Annotated in this window: 14 protein-coding genes; 11 read left to right on the top strand and 3 right to left on the bottom strand. The window is 64.8% G+C overall.

What is annotated here, in order from left to right:
- Positions 1-37: 37 nt before the first annotated feature.
- A complete protein-coding gene (locus tag CXQ88_RS05020; RefSeq protein WP_104043085.1) occupies positions 38-586 on the bottom strand; it encodes a hypothetical protein in 549 nt (182 codons plus the stop codon).
- A gap of 270 nt (positions 587-856) precedes the next feature.
- Here CXQ88_RS05020 and CXQ88_RS05015 point away from each other — a divergent pair, with 270 nt between their 5' ends.
- The 8 genes from CXQ88_RS05015 to CXQ88_RS04980 all read left to right on the top strand — a co-directional run bounded on the left by CXQ88_RS05015 (position 857) and on the right by CXQ88_RS04980 (position 8,428).
- Positions 857-1,339, top strand: coding sequence for a CarD family transcriptional regulator (locus CXQ88_RS05015; RefSeq protein WP_011690592.1), 483 nt, complete (start codon positions 857-859; stop codon positions 1,337-1,339).
- Positions 1,340-1,436: 97 nt separating this feature from the next.
- Positions 1,437-2,219, top strand: coding sequence for a 2-C-methyl-D-erythritol 4-phosphate cytidylyltransferase (ispD, locus tag CXQ88_RS05010; protein WP_104043084.1), 783 nt, complete (start codon positions 1,437-1,439; stop codon positions 2,217-2,219).
- 2 nt (positions 2,220-2,221) lie between these two features.
- Positions 2,222-2,737 (top strand): 2-C-methyl-D-erythritol 2,4-cyclodiphosphate synthase, encoded by a 516-nt coding sequence (ispF, locus tag CXQ88_RS05005; RefSeq protein ID WP_104043083.1) that lies wholly within the window; start codon positions 2,222-2,224, stop codon positions 2,735-2,737.
- 9 nt (positions 2,738-2,746) lie between these two features.
- Entirely contained in the window at positions 2,747-4,213 is a 1,467-nt protein-coding gene (gene cysS, locus CXQ88_RS05000) for a cysteine--tRNA ligase (RefSeq protein WP_104043082.1), read from the top strand.
- A gap of 100 nt (positions 4,214-4,313) precedes the next feature.
- On the top strand, positions 4,314-5,303 hold the full coding sequence (gene rlmB, locus CXQ88_RS04995) for a 23S rRNA (guanosine(2251)-2'-O)-methyltransferase RlmB (RefSeq protein WP_104043081.1): 990 nt from the start codon (positions 4,314-4,316) through the stop codon (positions 5,301-5,303).
- A 97-nt stretch (positions 5,304-5,400) separates the two neighbouring features.
- The gene (glgX, locus tag CXQ88_RS04990) at positions 5,401-7,524 is read left to right on the top strand and encodes a glycogen debranching protein GlgX (RefSeq protein ID WP_104043080.1); all 2,124 of its coding nucleotides are present in this window, start codon (positions 5,401-5,403) and stop codon (positions 7,522-7,524) included.
- 19 nt (positions 7,525-7,543) lie between these two features.
- Positions 7,544-8,065 carry a ribonuclease domain-containing protein gene (locus CXQ88_RS04985; RefSeq protein ID WP_104043079.1) on the top strand — a complete coding sequence of 174 codons (522 nt, stop codon included), beginning with the start codon at positions 7,544-7,546 and terminating at the stop codon, positions 8,063-8,065.
- A 6-nt stretch (positions 8,066-8,071) separates the two neighbouring features.
- Positions 8,072-8,428 carry a barstar family protein gene (locus CXQ88_RS04980; protein ID WP_104043078.1) on the top strand — a complete coding sequence of 119 codons (357 nt, stop codon included), beginning with the start codon at positions 8,072-8,074 and terminating at the stop codon, positions 8,426-8,428.
- 17 nt (positions 8,429-8,445) lie between these two features.
- On the opposite strand, the gene CXQ88_RS04975 is transcribed toward CXQ88_RS04980, so the two are convergent.
- A complete protein-coding gene (locus tag CXQ88_RS04975) occupies positions 8,446-10,227 on the bottom strand; it encodes a thiamine pyrophosphate-requiring protein (protein ID WP_104043077.1) in 1,782 nt (593 codons plus the stop codon).
- A gap of 33 nt (positions 10,228-10,260) precedes the next feature.
- Positions 10,261-12,879: an alpha-glucan family phosphorylase gene (glgP, locus tag CXQ88_RS04970; RefSeq protein WP_181037430.1), complete on the bottom strand. Its 2,619-nt coding sequence runs from the start codon at positions 12,877-12,879 to the stop codon at positions 10,261-10,263.
- A gap of 153 nt (positions 12,880-13,032) precedes the next feature.
- On the opposite strand from glgP, the gene CXQ88_RS04965 reads away from it, so the two are divergent.
- The 3 genes from CXQ88_RS04965 to CXQ88_RS04955 are packed head-to-tail and all read left to right on the top strand — an operon-like array spanning position 13,033 to position 20,607.
- A complete protein-coding gene (locus CXQ88_RS04965) occupies positions 13,033-15,114 on the top strand; it encodes an alpha-1,4-glucan--maltose-1-phosphate maltosyltransferase (RefSeq protein ID WP_181037425.1) in 2,082 nt (693 codons plus the stop codon).
- On the top strand, positions 15,111-16,907 hold the full coding sequence (treS, locus tag CXQ88_RS04960) for a maltose alpha-D-glucosyltransferase (RefSeq protein WP_104043076.1): 1,797 nt from the start codon (positions 15,111-15,113) through the stop codon (positions 16,905-16,907). Before CXQ88_RS04965 ends, treS begins: the two co-directional genes overlap by 4 nt.
- A gap of 1 nt (position 16,908) precedes the next feature.
- The gene (locus CXQ88_RS04955) at positions 16,909-20,607 is read left to right on the top strand and encodes a 1,4-alpha-glucan branching enzyme (protein WP_104043075.1); all 3,699 of its coding nucleotides are present in this window, start codon (positions 16,909-16,911) and stop codon (positions 20,605-20,607) included.
- The last annotated feature ends 366 nt before the right edge of the window (positions 20,608-20,973 follow it).

Genomic DNA, 20,973 nt, shown 5'->3' with positions numbered 1-20,973 from the left:
GCCCCTCCCTTTTGTACGTGTTGCTTACCAGCCAGCCTTAGTGGCCGGCTCCGGCGCCGCTTTCGGAAGCCGAAGGAGACGGGGTGGCAGAGGTGGTGGGCGAAGGAGTGCTGCCTGCCGGCAGGTATTCCTTGTACTCCGGCAGCGTGGCATCCAGCACCGGAACCTTCACGGTGTTGCTCATGTTGGTGCCGCTTTCGCTGATCTTGACATCAACGAGTGAGCCAGGGATATCGCCCGTGGTGCTCAGGATCGCTTCATCCGAGGTTTCGTTCAGCAGGGTGTAGGAGTTGGCCTTGACCGGCACTTCCGTCTGCGAGCCTTCAGCGCCGTTGAGCTTCAGGGTCACATCCTGCGAGGACGAGTTGTAGACCGCGCCGATGACGCGGCCGGGCTGGTCCTTCCCGGAGGACACAATGAGGATGTTGCGCAGCTGGAGCGGACCGAGGTCGGCGACGATGCCATCCGATGCGGAGTACTGCTGGTTTGTCTGCTGGGGTGTGATGTAGCCGCAGCCCGCCGTCAGCAGGCCAATGCCGAGAGCGCCCGCAGTCAGTGCCAGTTTGGCGCGCCGGGCCCGGTTCATCGCAGTGAAACGCACGTCACGTACTCCTCGAGAGTTTGAAAGATTATTCAGGCATAGCCTATCCGCAAACCCCCGCAAACCATGATTCGACGCCGTCATATCGCCCTTGGCAGCACCCTCGCGATGCACTATTATCCGCGTTCGTCAAGGGGGTGAAGGGGGCCTATTGTGCCGATTTTCCGCGTATTTTCGCGGTTCGCGGCCCTTTTCACGGCCGGTCATATGCCTGAATCGTGATAAACTGGTCTGCGGGAAAGGGGAAATGTCCACATGGTATTTGAGGTCGGCGAGACAGTAGTTTACCCTCACCACGGTGCTGCGAAGATTGAAGAAATCAAGATGCGCACCATCAAGGGCGAAGAGAAAATGTATCTCAAGCTCAAGGTGGCTCAGGGTGATCTGACCATTGAAGTTCCAGCAGAGAATGTTGATCTTGTTGGGGTTCGGGACGTAGTGGGCAAGGAAGGCCTGGAGCACGTGTTTGATGTGCTTCGTGCCGAGTTCACCGAAGAACCCACCAACTGGTCACGCAGGTACAAGGCAAATCTGGAGAAGCTTGCTTCCGGTGACGTCATCAAAGTGGCAGAGGTCGTCCGCGACCTGTGGCGCCGCGATCACGATCGGGGCCTTTCCGCAGGCGAGAAGCGAATGCTGGCCAAAGCCCGGCAGATTCTGATTTCAGAACTGGCCCTGGCTGAAAAGACCGACGAGGAGAAGGCTGCAAGCGTTCTCGACGAGGTTCTGGCTTCCTAAGAATTGAACCCCGGTGGCACCCAAGTGCCGCCGGGGCTTCTTTTTGCCCGGATTCAGGTCCGGGCGGGGCCGGCCGCTGGGACGTAGGCTAGTCCGCATGAGTGAAACTCCCACGCGCCCCGTCACGGCAGTGATCCTGGTGGCCGCCGGCTCCGGGCAACGGCTCGGCTACGGCATGCCCAAAGCAGCAGTGCCGCTGGGCGGCGAACCTATCCTGATGCACGCCCTGCGGGGCATTGTCGCGTCCGGAGTCAGCAGCCAGGTGTGCATCGCGCTCCCAGCCTCGGACACTGCCCTGCGGCAGCTGTGCGAGGACTTCCGGGAGGAACTGGCCGACGGCGGCCCCCTCCTTTCCTTTGTCGACGGCGGCGCCACCCGGGCCGAGTCCGTCCGTGCGGGCATGGCTGCGCTGATGGATGGTATCGACGCCGTGCTGGTGCACGATGCTGCGCGGGCGCTGACGCCCGAAGCGGTTTTCCACCGGGTGGTGGACGCGTTGGCGGCGGGAGCTTTGGCAGTCATCCCTGCTGTCGCCGTCGTGGATACCGTCAAAACCGTGGCCGCCACCACCGGGGAGGACAGCACCTTCGCCCCGGAAATCGTCACCGGGACCGCGCCGCGCGAGGACCTGCGCGCCGTCCAGACACCCCAGGGTTTCCGGCTCAGCACCCTCCGGCAGGCGCATGAAGCGGCCCGGACCCTGGACCAGCAGCAGTCCGCGGCCGTTACCGACGACGCCATGCTCGTGGAGATGCTCGGCACACCGGTCCACGCCGTCCGCGGTTCCAGCCAGTCATTGAAGATCACCACTCCGCTTGATCTGATCCTCGCCGAAGGACTGCTCGAAGGGCCGCTGGGCGCCCGCTGGGTGGAGGGCTGACCATGGCAGACATCAACGTTGTCCTGCCCCGCACCGGCATCGGCATTGACGTCCACGCCTACGCCCCGGAAGACGCGCCGCGCCCGCTGTGGCTCGGCGGGCTCTTTTGGGAAGGCGAGCGCGGCCTCGCCGGGCACTCGGACGGCGACCCGGTTGCCCACGCGGCCGCTGACGCCCTGTTTTCTGCCGCCGGGATCGGCGACCTTGGCACCCACTTCGGAACCAGCCGTCCTGAGTTCGCCGGAGCCTCCGGGGTCACCCTCCTCACCGAGGCCGCACGAATCGTGAGGGCAGCGGGCTTCGAGATCGGCAACGTCGCAGTCCAGTTCGTCGCCAACCGGCCCAAATTTGGTCCCCGCCGGGAGGAATCGCAACAGGTCCTCAGCGAAGCCGCCGGCGCACCCATCAGCGTCACAGCAACCACCAGCGACGGCCTGGGGTTCGCCGGACGGGGCGAAGGCATCTCCGCGGTGGCCACGGCGTTGGTGTATCCAAGCCCCTCCGGCCCCATCGGCTAATCTGGAGCGGTGACCCTGCGCTTCTATGACACTGCCTCCGCCGAAGTCCGGAACTTCGTCCCCCTCATCGAGGGCAAGGCCAGCCTCTACTACTGCGGAGCCACGGTGCAGGGCATGCCCCACGTTGGCCACATCCGCTCCGCCATCGCTTTTGACCAGCTCACCCGCTGGCTGACCTACCGGGGCTTTCGGGTCACGGTAGTCCGGAATGTCACTGACATCGATGACAAGATCCTCGCCAAGTCGGAAGCATCCTTCGCGGCGGGCTTCAAGCCTGAGGCGGGCGAAGTGGTTCAGGAGGACTGGTGGGCCCTGGCATACCGCTACGAACAGGAATTCCTGAAGGCGTATGACACCCTTGGGGTCTCCCGGCCAACGTACGAACCCCGCGCCACCGGCCACATTCCGGAAATGCATGCCCTCATCCAGCAACTGATCGACCGCGGGCACGCCTACCCCGCCCTGGACGGGTCAGGTGACGTGTACTTCGACGTCCGGTCCTGGAGCAAATACGGCGCCCTGACGAGGCAAAACATTGACGACATGCAGGCAGCCCCCGACGCCGACCCCCGGGGGAAGAGGGACCCCCGCGACTTTGCGCTGTGGAAGGGTTCCAAGGAGGGCGAACCGGCAACCGCGAGCTGGGCTTCCCCGTGGGGCGCGGGCCGACCGGGCTGGCACCTGGAATGCTCCGCCATGGTCACGAAATACCTCGGCACCGAGTTTGATATCCACGGCGGCGGGCTGGACCTGAGGTTCCCGCACCATGAAAACGAGCTGGCCCAATCCCAGGCCGCGGGCCACCCGTTCGCCAACTTCTGGATGCACAACGGCATGGTCACGTACCAGGGCGAAAAGATGTCCAAGTCCATCGGGAACACCATCAGTCCCGCCGAGATGCTCGAACTTGCCCCACCCAGGGTGGTCCGCTACTACCTCGGCCAGGCGCATTACCGCTCCATCCTGGACTACCGGCCCACGTCCCTGCAGGAGGCCGCCGCCGCCGTCGAACGCATTGACGGTTTCCTCGCCAAAGCCTCAGCCCGATTTGGCAACGACGTCAGCATTGTCGCCGGCAACTTCGGCTCATCGGCCGACGCTGTCCGTACTTTCGCCGAGGCCATGGACGACGACCTCAACGTGCCGCGTGCGCTGGCTGCGCTCCATGAGACGGTCCGCGCCGGGAACACCGCCCTGGCCGAAGGGGATGACGACGCCGGCCGCCAGGCAATGTACGCCGTGGTGATGATGGCCGAGGTGCTTGGGCTCAACGCCGTGGCGGGCACCGATTCCGGCAGCGGCAAGGAAGCGACAGCTCTTGAGGTCCTGGTCCAGGCGCAGCTGCAAGCCCGTGCCGCCGCCCGCGCCGAAAAAAACTGGACCGCCTCCGACGCCATCCGGGACACCCTGGCTGCCGCCGGCGTCGTAGTGGAGGATGGCCCGGACGGCGCAACCTGGAGCCTGAAGCGGGACTGAACGGGGAATTTTTTCCACGGGCAATCCCGGGTCAGGCGATTTTACTTGATTCAGTAGACTGGTAGGCAGACTCAGTCAACACAATCAAGGGTGGAACACAATGGCCAACAATGGTCGCCGATCGGTTAAAGCGAAGAAGGGCCCAACCATCGGAACCGGTGGCCACGGCCGCAAGGCCCTCGAAGGCAAGGGCCCCACGCCCAAGGCGGAGGACCGTCCCTACCACAAAGCGCACAAGTCCAAGCAGCTCGCCGAGCGTTCTGCGGCCAAGCGCGGCACGGGCGCGCGCAGCGCCGGCGCAGCCAAGTCCGGCCCCAAGGGGCGGGCTACGGAGGAAGTGGTCACGGGCCGGAACTCCGTGGTTGAAGCGCTCCGGGCCGGCATCCCGGCCAAGGCCCTGCACATCGCCATCCGCATCGAAATGGATGACCGGGTCAAGGAATCCCTGAAGATCGCCGCCGAACGCGGCATCCCGCTGCTGGAAACCGGCAAGCCCGAACTGGACCGGATGACTGACGAAGCCGTCCACCAGGGCCTGGTCCTGCAGATCCCGCCGTACGAGTACCAGGACGCCTACGACCTCGCCGAAGAAACGGTGGATAAGTGGAAGAAGGGGCACGTCCCCAACGCCCCACTCTTCGTGGCGCTGGACGGCATCACCGATCCCCGCAATTTGGGTGCAATCATCCGCTCCGTCTCCGCCTTCAGCGGCCACGGCGTGATTGTCCCCGAACGCCGTTCGGTGGGCGTCACCGCCTCCGCGTGGAAAACCAGCGCAGGGGCAGCGGTCCGGGTACCGGTGGCACGCGCGTCCAACCTCAACAGTGCGCTGAAGCAGTTCAAGAACATGGGCATCTTTGTCCTGGGCCTTGACGGAGACGGCGACGTTTCACTTCCCGACCTCACCCTCGCCACCGAACCGGTGTGCATTGTGGTGGGCTCTGAAGGCAAGGGACTCAGCCGCCTGGTCCGGGAGAACTGCGACCAGATCGTTTCGATCCCCATCGACTCGGCAATGGAATCCCTCAACGCCTCCATGGCAGTGGGCATCTCGCTGTACGAAGTATCCCGCCAGCGCGCGGCTAAATAAGCACGGCACAGTAACAAGGTTCCGTTTCCAGGCCTGCCTGGGCGCCACTGCGGCGCGTAGGCAGGCAATGTGCCCTTGGCGGCTAATATTTTAGGTGATGGTTATGCCGCTCTTCGACACTGCTTCCACCACGGACGCCTCAACGGCCCTTCCACTCGGTGTCACTGTCCCGCGCGCGGATGTGGCCGCGGGTCCAGCCGGAAACGGGACCAGGCCGGGCGCCCGCGCCAATGTGGCCTGCTACGCCCCCGGGGTGCGAAGTTTGGAAATCGTCTATCGGGCCCCGGGCGAGGACTGGAGCGTACAGGCGCTGCCCAACGTCACCCACGGCGTCCATCACGGAATCGTGGACCACCTGCCTTACGGCTCCCGGTACGGGTTCCGCCCGGCAGCAACCGAACAGTCGTTGCCGCTTGCCGTGCCCACCCAGGACGTTAGCGACGACGGCGGCCAGCCGCTGCTGCTAGACCCCTACGGCCGGGCAGTGGACCAGCGCGACGGATTCCTGACCAGTGTCAGGATGGCCAGCGACTTTGACTGGGGATCGGACGCGCGGCTCCGCCTGGAATGGCGCGACACCATCATCTACGAGGCCCACGTCCGCGGCCAGAGCATGCTCCACCCCGACCTGCCCCGGGAGCTGCGGGGCACCTACGCCGGCATGGCGCACCCAGCCATTATTGAACACCTGAAGAGCCTCGGAATCACGGCCGTCCAGCTGTTGCCCGTGCACTTCCACCTTGATGAGCCGCACCTGCAGGACCTGGGACTGACCAACTACTGGGGTTACAACACGGCAGCCTTTTTCGCCCCGCACCCCGGCTACGCCACTAAAGCGGCCCAGGAAGCGGGACCCCAGGCCATCCAGGACGAGTTCAAGGGAATGGTCAAAGCGCTCCATGCCGCAGGGCTGGAAGTCATCCTGGACGTTGTGTACAACCACACCGCAGAAGGCGGGCCGGACGGGCAGGCCCTGAGCTTCCGCGGGCTGGGGGAGGACACGTACTACCGGACGGACGGGAACGGCAAGTACGTGGACACCACGGGTTGCGGCAACAGCCTGAACTTTGCTGAGCCCCGGGTGGTCCAGCTGGTGGTCGACTCCCTGCGCCACTGGGTGGACGAGTTCCACGTGGACGGCTTCCGGTTCGACCTTGCCGTGACGCTCTGCCGCAACGATGCCAACGAGTTCGACCCCCGGCACCCGTTCCTGGCTGCCATTGCGGCGGACCCCGTCCTGTCCGACGTGAAGCTGATCGCCGAACCCTGGGATATTGGCTATGGCGGCTGGCAGACCGGGCGTTTTCCGGCCGGATGGGCGGACTGGAACGACCACTTCCGTGACGCCGTGCGCTCATTCTGGCTGGCCGACCGCGCTTCCCTTGAATCCGGCGGGCAAGGCGGATCCGTGGCCAGGCTCGCGGATGTGGTGTCCGGTTCCGCAGCCCTCTTTGCGGCGTCCGGCCGCACCAGGCTTGCCTCGGTCAACTACATCACGGCCCACGACGGCTTCACCCTGAACGACCTCGTCTCCTACGATCGCAAACACAACGAGGCGAACGGTGAGCAGAACCGGGACGGCCACGGCGACAACCGCAGCTACAACCACGGTTTTGAAGGCCCCACCGAAGACGGCGGCATCCTGGCCAAACGCGCGCAGTCCCGCCGCAACCTCATGGCCTCCCTGCTGATTTCCATCGGCATCCCCATGATCACGGCCGGAGACGAACTGGCGCGGACCCAGCAGGGGAACAACAACGCGTACTGCCAGGACAACGCCATCGCCTGGCTGGACTGGACCAGGACCCCGGAGTCCTCGGAGATGCTCCGGACCACCAAACGGTACATCCGCCTGCGCAAGGAGTTCCTCGCCGCGCAGCCCAACGATTTCCCGGTCCGGGATGAGCAGTCCTACCTGTACTGGTTCGACCAGGCCGGGGAGCCAATGTCCATGGAACGGTGGAACGATCCGCAGCACCGAGTGATGCAACTCCTGCTCGGTTCAGACGACGGGACACTGGCCGGCCTGGTGGTGGTGAACGGCAGCACCTCCGACGTCCACATCACGCTGCCCCGGATCCTTTCCGAGGGCACCCCGCACACGAAGTTCGAGCTGCGCCTGACCACCACGCCACTGCACGAACTCCGCCAGGGCAGCAGGGTGGCCGCGGGGGAGAAGGACCTCGTGGAGGCGAACTCCGTCAATATCTACCGCACCTGAAGCACCGGGAAACAACTCAATGCGCAATCGCAATATCCTGCCCCTGCTGCTCACTGCGCTCGTGGTGCTGGCGCTGCTCGCCTTTGGCGGCACCGGGATCCTGGGCCAGCTGACGGAGAGTGCGACGCCGGAGGTTGGGTCCAGTGCCACGCCTGCACCGGGTGCCGCAACGAGTTCCCCCGCAACAGGGCCCGCTGCTGCCGGCCCCGGGAAGGCAGATTCCGCACCGAAGCCCCAGGCACAGGTCAACCCGTCCGGCCTGCCGGAGGTACGCGAGTCTGCCTTGCCGGTTGAAGGCCGCAGGACCCTCGCCCTCATTCGTGCCGGGGGACCGTACCGCTACAGCCAGGACGACCAGACCTTCGGGAACTTCGAGCGGATCCTGCCGCGGCGGGACCGGGGCTACTACCGGGAATACACGGTGCCCACGCCGGGAGAATCAGATCGGGGAGCGCGGCGCATTGTGGCGGGCGACGGCGGCGAGAAGTACTACACGGATGACCACTACGAGACGTTTCGATTCATCGCAGAAGGCAGCTAGGCACCAATGAAGATCTACTCCGGCGAGACCTGGACCTTGGAAGAACTGCAGGAACAGGTGGCCGATGCCGGCCGCCGCAGCCTGGTGGTTCCCGCCGCCGACAGCAAGAAGGCAGTCCTGGAAGCCTTTGGCGAGGTCCTGAACTTCCCCGAACACTACGGAGTCAACCTTGATGCCTTGAACGATTCCCTGCATGACTTCGCGGGCAGCATCACGGACAACGGCAACCCGCCGGTCACGGTGCTGTGGCAGGTCGCAGCGCCTTTCCGCGCTGACCGGTCATTCGGGGTCATCTGCGAAATCCTCCAGGACGCCGAGCGCTACGCCGGCAAGGACCTGTCGGTCACCGCAGTACTGCTCTAACAATCACCGCAGCTGCCCTAGGGGTGTTCTTCATGCCCCGTATAGGTTTCCAGCAGGCCCAGTGCCCGGCTGCCGTCCGGCTCCTCCGCCAGGGCCTTGCGCATGCTCTCCGCCTTCTCCCGGCCTCCCGGGAAGGGCGGCAGGAGGGGAACCTCCGGATCGGTGAGCACTTCGATCACCACCGGGCGGTCAGCCGCGAACGCCCGCTCCCAGGCATCGCCGAGAAGCTCGGGATCGTCCACCCGGATGCCTGTGAGTCCCAGCAGTTCGGCGTACCCCGCGAACGGGAAGTCGGGGAGCTCCTGGCTGTCCCGGAACCGCGGCTCGCCCTCGGATTCGCGCTGTTCCCACGTCACTTCCGTGAGTTCCCGATTGTTGAAGACGCAGACGACGAACCGCGGATCCTTCCACTGCCGCCAGCGGTGGGCCACCGTCACCAGCTCCGCGATTCCGGACATCTGCATGGCGCCGTCCCCGGACAGTGCCACCAGCGGCCGGTCGGGGTGGGCAAGCTTAGCCGCAATGCCGTACGGGATGGAGCAGCCCATGCTGGCCAGCGTCCCTGAGAGGTGGGCCGGTACGCCGGGCGGAAGTATCAGCTGGCGGGCGTACCAGTAGACGCAACTGCCGACGTCGACACTCACCTGGGCGTTGGCCGGAAGCCTGCCGTTGAGCTCCCGCACCACGCGCTCCGGGTTCACTGGCCGGGCAGGTACCGCTGCGCGTTCTTCGGCCAGGGCCCGCCAGCGCGTAACTTCCTGTTCGACGTCCTCCCGCCATTGCCCGCGCGGCCGCTGATTGAGCCGCGAACCAAGGGCCTGGAGGGCGTTTGCGGCGTCTCCTGCCAGCCCCACTTCCACGGGGTAGCGGTTGCCGATCTTCCGCTCGTCGATATCGATCTGGACGGCCCTGGCGGCTCCGGGCGGGGGATAAAACTCGGTCCAGGGATCGTTCGAGCCCACAATCAGCAGCGCATCGCAGTTGCCCAGCAGATGGGCGCTGGCGGTGGTGCCCAGATGTCCCATGGTGCCCACGGCGAAGGGCAAAGTCTCGTCTATATAAGGCTTGCCCAAGAGGCTCGTGGCTATGCCCGCCCCCAGCTGCTCCGCCACAGCCACCACTTCCGCGGCTGCGTGCCGGGCGCCCTGGCCAACGAGAAGCGCCACCCGCTGCGCATTGTTGAGGATCGCAGCCGCAGCGTCCAGGTCTTCCTCCCGAGGTGTCTTTGCGGACGTGCTCCAGGACGGTGCAGTAACCACCACGCCGTGTTCCTGTTCCAGCTCCGGTGCGGGTGCGGACTGGATATCGTGCGGCAGGATTACCACGCAGGGCGAGGAGGTGGCCTTGGCCGTGCGGAACGCGCGGTCCAGCACCATGGGAAGCTGCTCTGGGGCGTTGACCTGCTGCACGAACTGGGCTGCCACGTCCTTGAACAGGACGGTCAGCTCGATCTCCTGCATATACGCCGAGCCCAGAACGGTCCTGCTTTGCTGCCCCACAATGGCCACCACAGGCACGCCGTCGAGCTTGGCGTCGTAAAGGCCATTAAGAAGGTGCACGGCGCCCGGCCCCTGCGTGGACGTGACCACTCCCACGCCGCCGGTGTACTTCGCATGACCCACCGCCATAAAAGCAGCGGTCTCCTCGTGCCGGGCCTGAACGAATTCAACCCGTCCCGCCGCACGGCGGAGGGCACCCATGAACCCGTTGATCCCGTCGCCGCTGTACCCGAACACACGGCTGACGCCCCACGTTGTGAGCCGTTCCACGATCAGGTCAGCCACAGTCCGGTCGTTCATGGAGTCCTCCTGCAGTGGTTCGGGCCCTGCCTGTTATGCGTTGACGATCAGGCCCAGCTCGGCCTTCGACGCCAGCGCATCATGCTTCGGCAACACGCGGACGGTGTAGCCGAAGGACCCTGAGCGGTCGATCACCAGGGAGCCGCTGAACAGGTGCCGGCCGCTGCCCAGGTCTTCCTGGACCTTGAGTTCCACCACGGTGATGTCCGTGAGGGTGTCGCTTTCCTCCGCCCTGCCGTAGGCCACCTCCACGCTGACGTCATCAGGGGTGAGGCTGTTCAGCGCCACGTACGCGTTCACCTGGAGCGTGTCACCGATCTGCGGATCCTCGGAGACTCCCACCGAGTCCACGTGCTCCACGTGCACCTGCGGCCAGGCGGAACGGACCTTTGCCGTCCACGCTGCGAGCAGCCGCGCCTGGGAGTAGGAGTTGGCGCCGGCGCTCCGGCCCGCCTCCGCTGCCGGGCGGTAGAGAATGTTCACGTAGTCGCGCAGCATGCGCTCGGCTGAAACCGCCGGGCCGAGGTGCGAAAGGGTGTGCTTGATCATGGACACCCAGTGCGTGGGCACCTTCTCCGCGCCCGACGTCGACGGACCCGCAGCTCCGGCTGCTTCCGAAACGGTGCTGCCGTAGAACCGCGGGGCGACCTGCGTTTCCAGGAGTTCGTAGAGCGCGGCGGCTTCGATGTCGTCGCGTTCCTCCGGGGATGCGTCGTTATTGGCCGTGGGAATCGCCCAGCCGTTCTCGCCGTCGTACATCTCATCCCACCAACCGTCCAGGACGGACAGGTTCAGCGAACCGTTAAGCGCAGCCTTCATGCCGGACGTTCCGCAGGCCTCAAGCGGCCGGAGCGGATTGTTCAGCCACACGTCACAGCCAGGGAACAACGTCCGTGCCATCGCGATGTCGTAGTTGGGCAGGAAGACGATGCGGTGACGGACCTCAGGGTCATCGGTGAAACGGACAAGGTCCTGGATCATCTTCTTACCGGCGTCGTCCGCAGGGTGGGACTTGCCGGCAATCACCAGCTGGATCGGATGCTCGTTGTGCAGGAGGAGTGCCTTGAGCCGGTCCGGTTCGCGCAGCATCAGGGTGAGGCGCTTGTAGGTGGGCACGCGGCGGGCGAACCCGATGGTGAGTACGTCCGGGTCCAGCACTTTGTCCGTCCAGCGCAGCCCGGCATCAGCGGCGCCGCGTTTCTTCCACGCAGCCCGCAGCCGGCGGCGGACGTCCTCAACGAGGGCGGTCCTCATCTCGCGGCGCAGCTCCCACACATCAGCGTCGCTGACGTTATAGGCCAGGTCCCAGCGGCCGTTCGCTTCAGCTTCGCTGCCGAAATGGTCCCGGGCGAACTGTGAGATGCGGCTGTCCACCCAGGTGGGCACGTGCACGCCGTTGGTCACGGAGGTGATGGGCACTTCCGAGTGGTCGAAGCCGGGCCACAGCGCAGAGAACATCCCGCGGGACACTTCGCCGTGCAGCTTGGCCACGCCGTTGGCCCGCTGCGCCAGCCGCAGGCCCATCACGGCCATGTTGAACACCGAGGGGTTGCCCTCGGCGTAATTCTCGCGGCCCAGCTCCAGGATCCGGTCCACGGGCACAGCCGGGGCGAGCCCCGCCTGGAAAAAGTGGTGGATCTGGGAGATCTCAAACCTGTCGATGCCGGCAGGCACGGGGGTGTGCGTGGTGAAAACGGTGGAGGCCCGGCCGACGGCCAAAGCCTCGTCGAACGTCAGTGCCTCGTCCCCGGACATCAGTTCCTGGATGCGCTCAATGCCCAGGAATCCTGCGTGGCCTTCGTTGGTGTGGAACACTTCCGGAGCGCCGGTCCCGGTGAGCTTCTGGAAGGCACGCAGCGCCTTGACCCCGCCCATGCCGAGCAGCAGCTCCTGCTGCAGCCGGTGGTCTCCGCCGCCGCCGTAGAGACGGTCCGTGATACTGCGCGCGGCCTCATCGTTGCCCGGGACGTTCGAGTCCAGGAGCAGCAGCGGGACGCGTCCGACGTCGGCACGCCAGATGTGTGCCAGCAGCCGGCGGTTGTTGGGGAGAGGCAGGGAGATCTGCAGCGGTCGGCCGTTGCCGTCGCCGGAAGGCTCGCGGAGCAGGGTGAGCGGCAGGCCGTCCGGATCCAGGACGGGGTAGGTTTCCTCCTGCCAGGCGTCCCGGGACAATGACTGCTTGAAGTATCCAGCCTGGTAGAGAAGGCCAACGCCGATCAGGGGCACGCCCAGGTCCGAGGCAGCCTTGAGGTGGTCGCCGGCCAGGATTCCCAGGCCGCCTGAGTACTGGGGGAGGACTTCGGTGATGCCGAATTCGGGGGAGAAGTAGGCAATCGACGCCGGCGCGTCCGGGCCCAGGCCTTGGTACCAGCGGGGCTGCTCGAGGTACCGGTCAAGGTCCTCCTCGGCGGCGCGGACCCGTTCCACCACGGATTGGTTCGCGGCAAGCTGCTGAAATTCTTCCCGGCTCACCAAACCCAGGAAACCGACAGGGTCCTCACCGCTTTCCACCCAAAGCCGCGGGTTCAGCCCGGCGAAAAGCTCCCGGGTGGGGCGGTGCCAGGACCAGCGCAAATTACTCGCCAGCCGGACCAGCGGCCGGATGGGCTCGGGGAGGACTGTACGGACCGTAAACCTGCGGATTGCCTTCACCTGCGTCACACTAACGGACAACATGCATAGCTGGAACCAGGATTGCGTGTCTTTTGGGTAAATGACCCTCAGCGTCAAGGAAATGACACGGGCCACAACGAATTTAGTGCGCAGGCTTAGCAATCCGGCTCATTTCTCGCTAACGTCGAGCTTGTGACGACTAACTCAGGAACCATTGCCGCATCAGAGAAAAAGCCGCAGGGCCCCATCACGGACGGCCTCCGGTTTGGACGTTTCCCCATCACGGCCGTGCAGCCGGTGGTGGAGGGTGGAAAGTTTCCCGCCAAGGCCCTGCCTGGCGAGGGAATCGTGGTGGAGGCCACCGCGTTCCGGGAAGGGCATGACCAGCTTGGGGTCAGTGCCGTGCTCCTGGATCCGGAGGGCACCGAACGCCAGCGCGTCAGGCTCGCCCCGCCTCGCGGGGAACGCGGTATGGGGACCGACCGCTGGGAAGGCGTCCTCACGCCGTCGGACTCCGGCAACTGGTCCTTCGTCATTGAGGCCTGGCACGACCGCTACGGCACCTGGCACCACAACGCCGAGGTGAAGGTGGCGGCCGGCATCGACGTCGAGCTGATGCTCGCCGAGGGTGCTGCGCTGCTGCGTGAAGCGTCCGACGACGGCTCCCGCAGCGAGTGGGACAGGGGCGTCCTCCGAGGGGCCGCCGAAAAGCTGGCCGATTCTTCCCTCAGCACGGAGGAGCGACTCGGGGCCGGCTTCAGCCAAGAGGTGGCGGGGGTTGTCGCGCACCAGCCCATCCGAGAGCTGGTCACCGTATCCCAACAGTTCCCGCTTCTGGTTGAGCGGGACCTGGCCGGCCGCGGCGCCTGGTACGAGTTCTTCCCCCGTTCTGAAGGTGCAGTCCTTGACCACAACACGGGCACCTGGACCTCAGGAAACTTCCGCACCGCCGCGCAGCGGCTCGACGCCGTTGCCGCCATGGGCTTTGACGTCATTTACATGCCGCCCATCCATCCCATCGGTGTCCAGCACCGCAAGGGACCCAACAACACCTTAATCGCGGGCCCGAACGATCCCGGCTCGCCGTGGGCAATCGGCGCCAAGGAGGGCGGCCACGACGCCATCCACCCTGACCTTGGAACCTTTGACGACTTTGACGCCTTTGTGGCACGGGCCAACGAACTTGGCCTGGAAGTGGCTTTGGACCTGGCCCTGCAGGCTGCCCCGGACCACCCCTGGGTCCAGTCGAATCCCGAGTGGTTCACTACCCGGGTGGATGGCAGCATCGCTTATGCGGAGAACCCGCCCAAGAAGTACCAGGACATTTATCCCCTTAATTTCGATAACGACCCCGAGGGGCTTTCAAACGAAATTCTCCGTATTGTCCTGCTCTGGGTCAGCCACGGCGTAAAGATCTTCCGCGTGGACAACCCGCATACCAAACCCGTGTGGTTCTGGGAATGGCTCATTGCGCAGGTTAATAAGGAAGCTCCCGGGGTCGTCTTCCTCGCCGAGGCCTTCACCCGCCCGGCCATGATGCACGCGCTGGGCCGCGCCGGCTTCCAGCAGTCCTACACCTACTTCACGTGGCGCAACACCAAAAAGGAAATCGAGCAGTACTTCCACGAGGTCAGCCACGAGTCGCCGGCCTTCTTCCGGCCCAACTTCTTTGTCAACACCCCGGACATCCTCACCGAGTACCTCCAGTTCGGCGGCCCGGCGGCGTTCAAGATCAGGGCAGCCCTGGCCGCCACGGCAAGCCCGCTGTGGGGCGTTTACGCGGGCTACGAACTCTACGAGCACGTTGCCCGGCCGGGGGCCGAGGAGTACATCGACAACGAGAAGTTCGAATACAAGGCACGGGACTGGGACGCGGCAGCGCAGTCCGGGCGGACCCTCGCCCCCTACATCACCAGGCTGAACGAGTTGCGGCACACCCACCCGGCGCTGCAGGACCTGCAGAACCTGACGGTGCACCACAGCACTGATGATTCGACAGTGGTGTACTCCAAGCACAAGACCCTCGCCGACGGATCCAAGGACACCATCATTGTGGTGGTCAACGTCGATCCGCACGTCACCAAGGAATGCAGTGTCGCACTGGATCTGGCTGCGCTCGAGCTGGACCCCCAGGACCTCACGGCCAACGGCGGCTTCCACGTTGACGACCTCATCTCCGGTGAAAGCTGGGAGTGGGGCGAGTTCAACTACGTCCGCCTCGATCCGCATGTTGAGCCCGCACACATCCTGAGCGTGAGGAGAACTCATCAGTGAGTTTTAATCCGCAAAGTTCGGGCCAGCATTTCACGCCGAAGAGCACCTTCGAACTGAATGCGCCGGGCCTGCAGCACGATCCGCTGTGGTACCGGAAAGCCGTGTTCTACGAGGTCCTCGTCAGAGCCTTTGCGGATGCCAACGGTGACGGCTCGGGAGACTTCTCGGGCCTCATCGACAGGCTTGATTACCTGCAGTGGCTGGGGGTGGACTGCCTCTGGCTGCCGCCCTTCTTCCAGTCGCCGCTGCGCGACGGGGGTTATGACATCTCCGACTACAACTCGGTCCTGGATGAATTCGGTACCATCACCGACTTCAAGCGGCTGGTTGCCGAGGCGCATGCCAGGGGAGTGCGGGTCATCATCGACTTGCCCCTGAACCACACCTCCGACCAGCACCCTTGGTTCCAGGAGTCGCGGAAGGACCGGGACGGGCCCTTCGGCGACTTCTACGTCTGGAGCGACACGGACGAGAAGTACCAGGACGCCCGCATCATCTTCGTGGACACCGAGGAATCGAACTGGACCTTCGACCCCATCCGACGGCAATTTTTCTGGCATCGGTTCTTCGGCCACCAGCCTGACCTGAACTTTGAGAACCCCAAGGTCATCGACGCCCTCTTCGATGTGGTCCGGTTCTGGCTGGACCAGGGCATCGACGGGTTTCGCGCAGACGCCATCCCCTACCTCTTTGAGGAGGAGGGAACCAACTGCGAGAACCTGCCCGCCACGCATGACTTCCTCCGGAAACTCCGGGCCATGGTGGACGAAAGCTACCCCGGTCGCGTGATTATTGCCGAGGCCAACCAGCCACCCAACGAGGTGGTGGAGTACTTCGGGACGGACGAGGAACCGGAGTGCCACATGGCCTTCCACTTCCCGATCATGCCCCGGCTGTACTACGCACTCCGGGACCAAAAGGCCGCGCCCATCATCGAGACGATGCAGGACACGCCTGACATTCCCGACGGCGCCCAGTGGGGCACCTTCCTGCGGAACCATGACGAGCTGACCCTCGAAATGGTGACGGCCGACGATCGCGCGGCGATGCTTGGCTGGTACGCGCCGGACCCCCGCATGCGTGCCAACATCGGCATCCGGCGCCGGCTCGCGCCCCTGCTGGATAACTCCCGCGCGGAGATCGAACTGATCAATGCCCTGCTGCTGTCGCTTCCTGGCAGCCCGTTCCTGTACTACGGGGACGAGATCGGCATGGGGGACAACATTTGGCTTGAGGACCGGGACGCGGTCCGGACCCCCATGCAGTGGAACCCCGACCGGAATGCCGGCTTCTCCAATGCGGACCCTGGCAAGCTCTACCTGCCGGTCATCCAGTCGCTGGTTTACAGCTACAACATGGCGAACGTTGAAGCCGAGGCCGCCCACTCGGGGTCCCTGCTCCGCTGGACGCGGCAGATCCTCAGCGTCCGCAAGAACCATCCCGCTTTCGGCCTCGGTGCCTTCAAGCATGTTGAGGCCGACCATGACGCCGTGCTGGCGTACCTCCGTGAGTTGCCCAACGGCAACTCCGCGGGGGTGGACGGCGAATCCATTCTGTGTGCTTTTAACCTCTCGCAGCATCCAGTGGCCGCCAGGCTGCGCATCCCCGATTACAGCGGGCGCGGTCTCCGTGACGTGTTTGGCGGCCAGCCATTTCCTGGCATCAACGAGGACGGGACGCTGACGCTGACCCTAGGAAGCCACGATTTCTTCTGGCTGAGGATCAGGTCGACAGCGTCCAATCCTTCGTCCCCCTATACGCAGGCAATGCCGATCCTCTCGATTGAGAACTGACATGAACCAGCCCATCCTTACCCCCGCCCTTACCGCGCTGCTTCAGGAATGGCTTCCGAAGCAACGCTGGTTCCCCGTAAAGACGCCCGCCTTCGAGCTGTCCCAGGCCGGCAGCCTGGGGCTGGAGGATCCTTCCGGCCACGCCGCGCTCGCTGTGTTCCTCCTGAAAGTGACCACCAAGGGACCCGACGGCGGCCGCCGCACGGCCGTCGTCCAGGTCCCCTTGAGCTTCAGGCCGGCGCCGGCTGCAGGCATGGAGCGCGCCCTGGTGGGGGAGGCCGCGGGCACGGATCCGTCCAGGCCATGGGTCTACGATGCCGTGCATGATCCCGATTTTGTGGGCGGCTGGCTTGACCTGATGCGCCACGGCGAGAAGGCGCCCAACGGCACCGCCACCGGCTTCCGCGCGCCGGGAAACCACCGCCTTCCCACCGCCCGCGGAGTGGTGAAGGTCCTATCAGGTGAGCAGTCCAACAGTTCCGTGATCGTGGACGACGGCGAATCGGCCGCCATCGTGAAATTCTTCCGCGTCCTGTCGGATGGGACCAACCCCGAGGTCGAGGTGGGTGCCGCCCTCACGTCAGCGGGCACTACCGAAGTGCCGGCCACCCTGGGCTGGGTACGCGGGGAATGGCTGACACAGGGCGGTCCTACTTCCGACGGCCCGGGCTCTGGCTCGCGGTACGTCCAGGGGGAGCTGGCGGTGGCGCATGAGTTCCTGGCTGGCGGACGGGATGCCTGGCGCCTCGCTGTTGACGCGGCCCGGTCCGGAACGGACTTCACAGCCGAGGCCCGCGCCCTGGGCGCCGCCACCGCCACGGTCCACCGCCGGCTCGCCGAAGCGCTCGGGCAAACAGCGGAAGCTGAACCCGGAAAGGCGATTGCCCCTGCAGTAGCCCAGCGCGTCCGGCAGGCCTGGGCAGAAGCCGCCTCCGCCGTCGGACCCTACGAGGCAGCGCTGGACGAACTGCTGAACGGGCTCGACGCCGTATCAACCGGTCCGCTCCAGCGGATCCACGGCGACCTTCACCTTGGCCAAATCCTTCAGGTCCCCGGACGGGCGGGAAACCCGCCCCGGTGGGCGATCCTCGACTTCGAAGGCGAACCGCTGCGCCCCATCGCCGAGCGGAACGTTCCTGATGTTCCCCTGCGGGACGTCGTGGGCATGCTGCGGTCCTTCGACTACGCAGCAGGAGCTGCGCAGCGCGAGCAGGAAGGCGCCCAGGTGCCGGCCTCCTGGGTGGATGACTGCGCCGAGGCGTTCCTCGCCGGTTATGCGGGGGTCACTCCGGGTACGGTCAACAGGGAATCGCCCCTGTTTGTGGCATTGTGGCTGGACAAGGCCCTGTACGAAGTAGTTTATGAAATGCGGAACAGGCCGGACTGGCTGGCGATCCCTGTGGACGCCTCCAGGCGGCTCCTCAGCGGTAACGGCGCCGGCGACCAAGCCGGGGCAGCATCGGAAGGTATTGAAATGACAGGCTCAGCACGAACGGATCGTCCGGGGGCGCCGCTGCACGTGGATGCAGGCACTCTGGGCAAGATCGCGAACGGTGAACACCACGCCCCCCATTCCATCCTGGGGGCGCACCTGGACGACTACGGGCACGTCACCATCCGTACCGTGAAGCATTTGGCCGAAGCCGTCACCGTTATCACCGCGGCCGGCGAATTCCCCATGGAACATGAAGCCCACGGCGTGTGGGCGGCTGTTCTGGAGCCGCTGCAGCAGGGGCACGTTCCGGACTACCGCCTGGCCGTTTCCTACCCGGGTGCTGAACCAGTCACCGTGGACGAGCCTTACCGCTACCTGCCCACCGTCGGTGAAGTGGACCTGCACCTCATTGGTGAAGGCCGGCACGAAAAACTATGGGAAGTGTTGGGCGCCCACGTCCAGCATTACAAGTCGTCCCTGGGAGACGTGGACGGTGTGTCCTTTGCCGTTTGGGCACCCAACGCCCAGGCTGTGCGTGTCATCGGTGACTTCAACGCCTGGGACGGGCGCGAAAACTCGCTCCGCTCCCTCGGCTCCTCCGGCGTGTGGGAAATCTTCGTTCCCGGGGTTGTAGCAGGGGCGTGCTACAAATTCGAAATCAGGACCAAGTCAGGCCACTGGGTGGAGAAGGCTGACCCGCTCGCCTTCGGAACTGAGGTTCCCCCGCTGACGGCCTCACGGGTCGTTGAGCCCTCATACGCGTTCAAGGACGACGATTGGATGGAGGCCCGGGCCAAGCGGGATCCGCACAACTCGGCCATGAGCGTCTACGAAGTCCACCTCGGTTCATGGAAGCTGGGGCTCGGCTACCGGGAACTTGCCAAGGAACTGGTGGACTACGTCAAGTGGCTTGGTTTCACCCACGTGGAATTCATGCCGGTGGCGGAGCACCCCTTCGGCGGATCGTGGGGCTACCAGGTCACCTCGTACTTCGCCCCCACCTCCCGGTTCGGCCACCCGGACGAATTCCGGTACCTGGTGGACGCACTCCACCAGGCCGGTATCGGGGTCCTGCTGGACTGGGTGCCCGCGCACTTCCCCAAGGACGCCTGGGCTCTGGCCCAGTTCGACGGCGAGCCCCTGTATGAGCACGCTGACCCGGCCCTCGGTGAGCACCCTGACTGGGGCACGCTGATCTTCGACTTCGGCCGCACCGAAGTCCGCAACTTCCTCGTGGCCAACGCCCTGTACTGGCTGGACGAGTTCCACATCGACGGCCTGCGCGTGGATGCCGTCGCCTCCATGCTGTATCTGGACTACTCCCGCGAAGAGGGACAGTGGCGGCCCAACCGCTTCGGCGGCAGGGAAAACCTGGAAGCAATGTCCTTCCTCCAGGAAGTCAACGCCACGGTGTACAAGACACACCCCGGTGCTGTCATGATCGCCGAAGAATCAACGGCCTTCCCCGGCGTCACCGCCCCCACGGCCCACGGCGGCCTGGGCTTTGGCCTGAAGTGGAACATGGGCTGGATGCACGACTCCTTGAAGTACGCCTCCGAGGAGCCGATCAACCGCAAGTGGCACCACGGCACCGTGACGTTCTCCCTGGTTTACGCCTTCACGGAAAACTTCCTGCTGCCCATCAGCCATGACGAGGTAGTCCACGGCAAGGGTTCCATGCTCCGCAAGATGCCCGGCGACCGTTGGCAGCAGCTTGCCAACCTGCGTGCCTTCTTCGCCTACCAGTGGGCCCACCCGGGCAAGCAGCTCATCTTTATGGGTACGGAGTTCGGCCAGGAAGCGGAATGGTCCGAGCAGCACGGGCTCGACTGGTGGCTCGCCGACATCCCCGCACACAAGGGACTGCAGCTGCTGACCAAGGGCCTCAATGAGCTCTACGCATCCACTCCGGCCATGTACGAACGGGACAACGAACCCGGCGGCTTCCAGTGGATCAACGGGGGAGACGCAGAGAACAACGTACTGTCGTTCATCCGCTGGGACAAGGAGGGCAACCCGCTGGTCTGCGCTATCAACTTCTCCGGGGCGCCGCATGCCGGTTACACGTTGGGAGTGCCGGAGGCAGGTGCCTGGACAGAAGTACTGAATACCGACGCCACAACGTACGGCGGTTCAGGTGTGCTGAACAGCGGTGAGCTGAAGGCGACGGATGAGGGACAGGACGGACAGCCGGCCACCCTGAGCGTCACGCTGCCGCCGCTCGGCGCTGCTTACTTCAAGCCGGGACCATCAGCCACGAGCTGATTGCTGCGGCAGTCTTCTTCGGAAAGGCCCGGAATCCTTGCGATTCCGGGCCTCTTCGTAGCCTGCGCGGCCCGCCGGAGATGCGCCTCGAAGCCGGGTTGGCCATCTCGGAAGAGTGGTGGTAGAGTTTATTTCCGCGCTGCTCCACGGAGTCAGACGGAAAAACCGACAATCAAGCCTCAGGGTGCAGATCGCCGCGGACGCCGGTTTGACAAGTGAGAAGCCAGCGGGTAAGTTTGGAAAGTTGCTCCGGAGCGATTCATGACTGTGATGTTGTGGTGGTGCCGGGTGTGTCTGTTGTTTGAGAACTCAATAGTGTGCCAAGTTTGTTGATACCAATTGTTTTAGTGATTGGTTGAATTGACT

Source organism: Arthrobacter sp. ZGTC412 (genome assembly GCF_002929215.1).
Taxonomy (GTDB): Bacteria; Actinomycetota; Actinomycetes; order Actinomycetales; family Micrococcaceae; genus Arthrobacter.
This window is presented reverse-complemented; position numbering and strand designations above follow the sequence as displayed.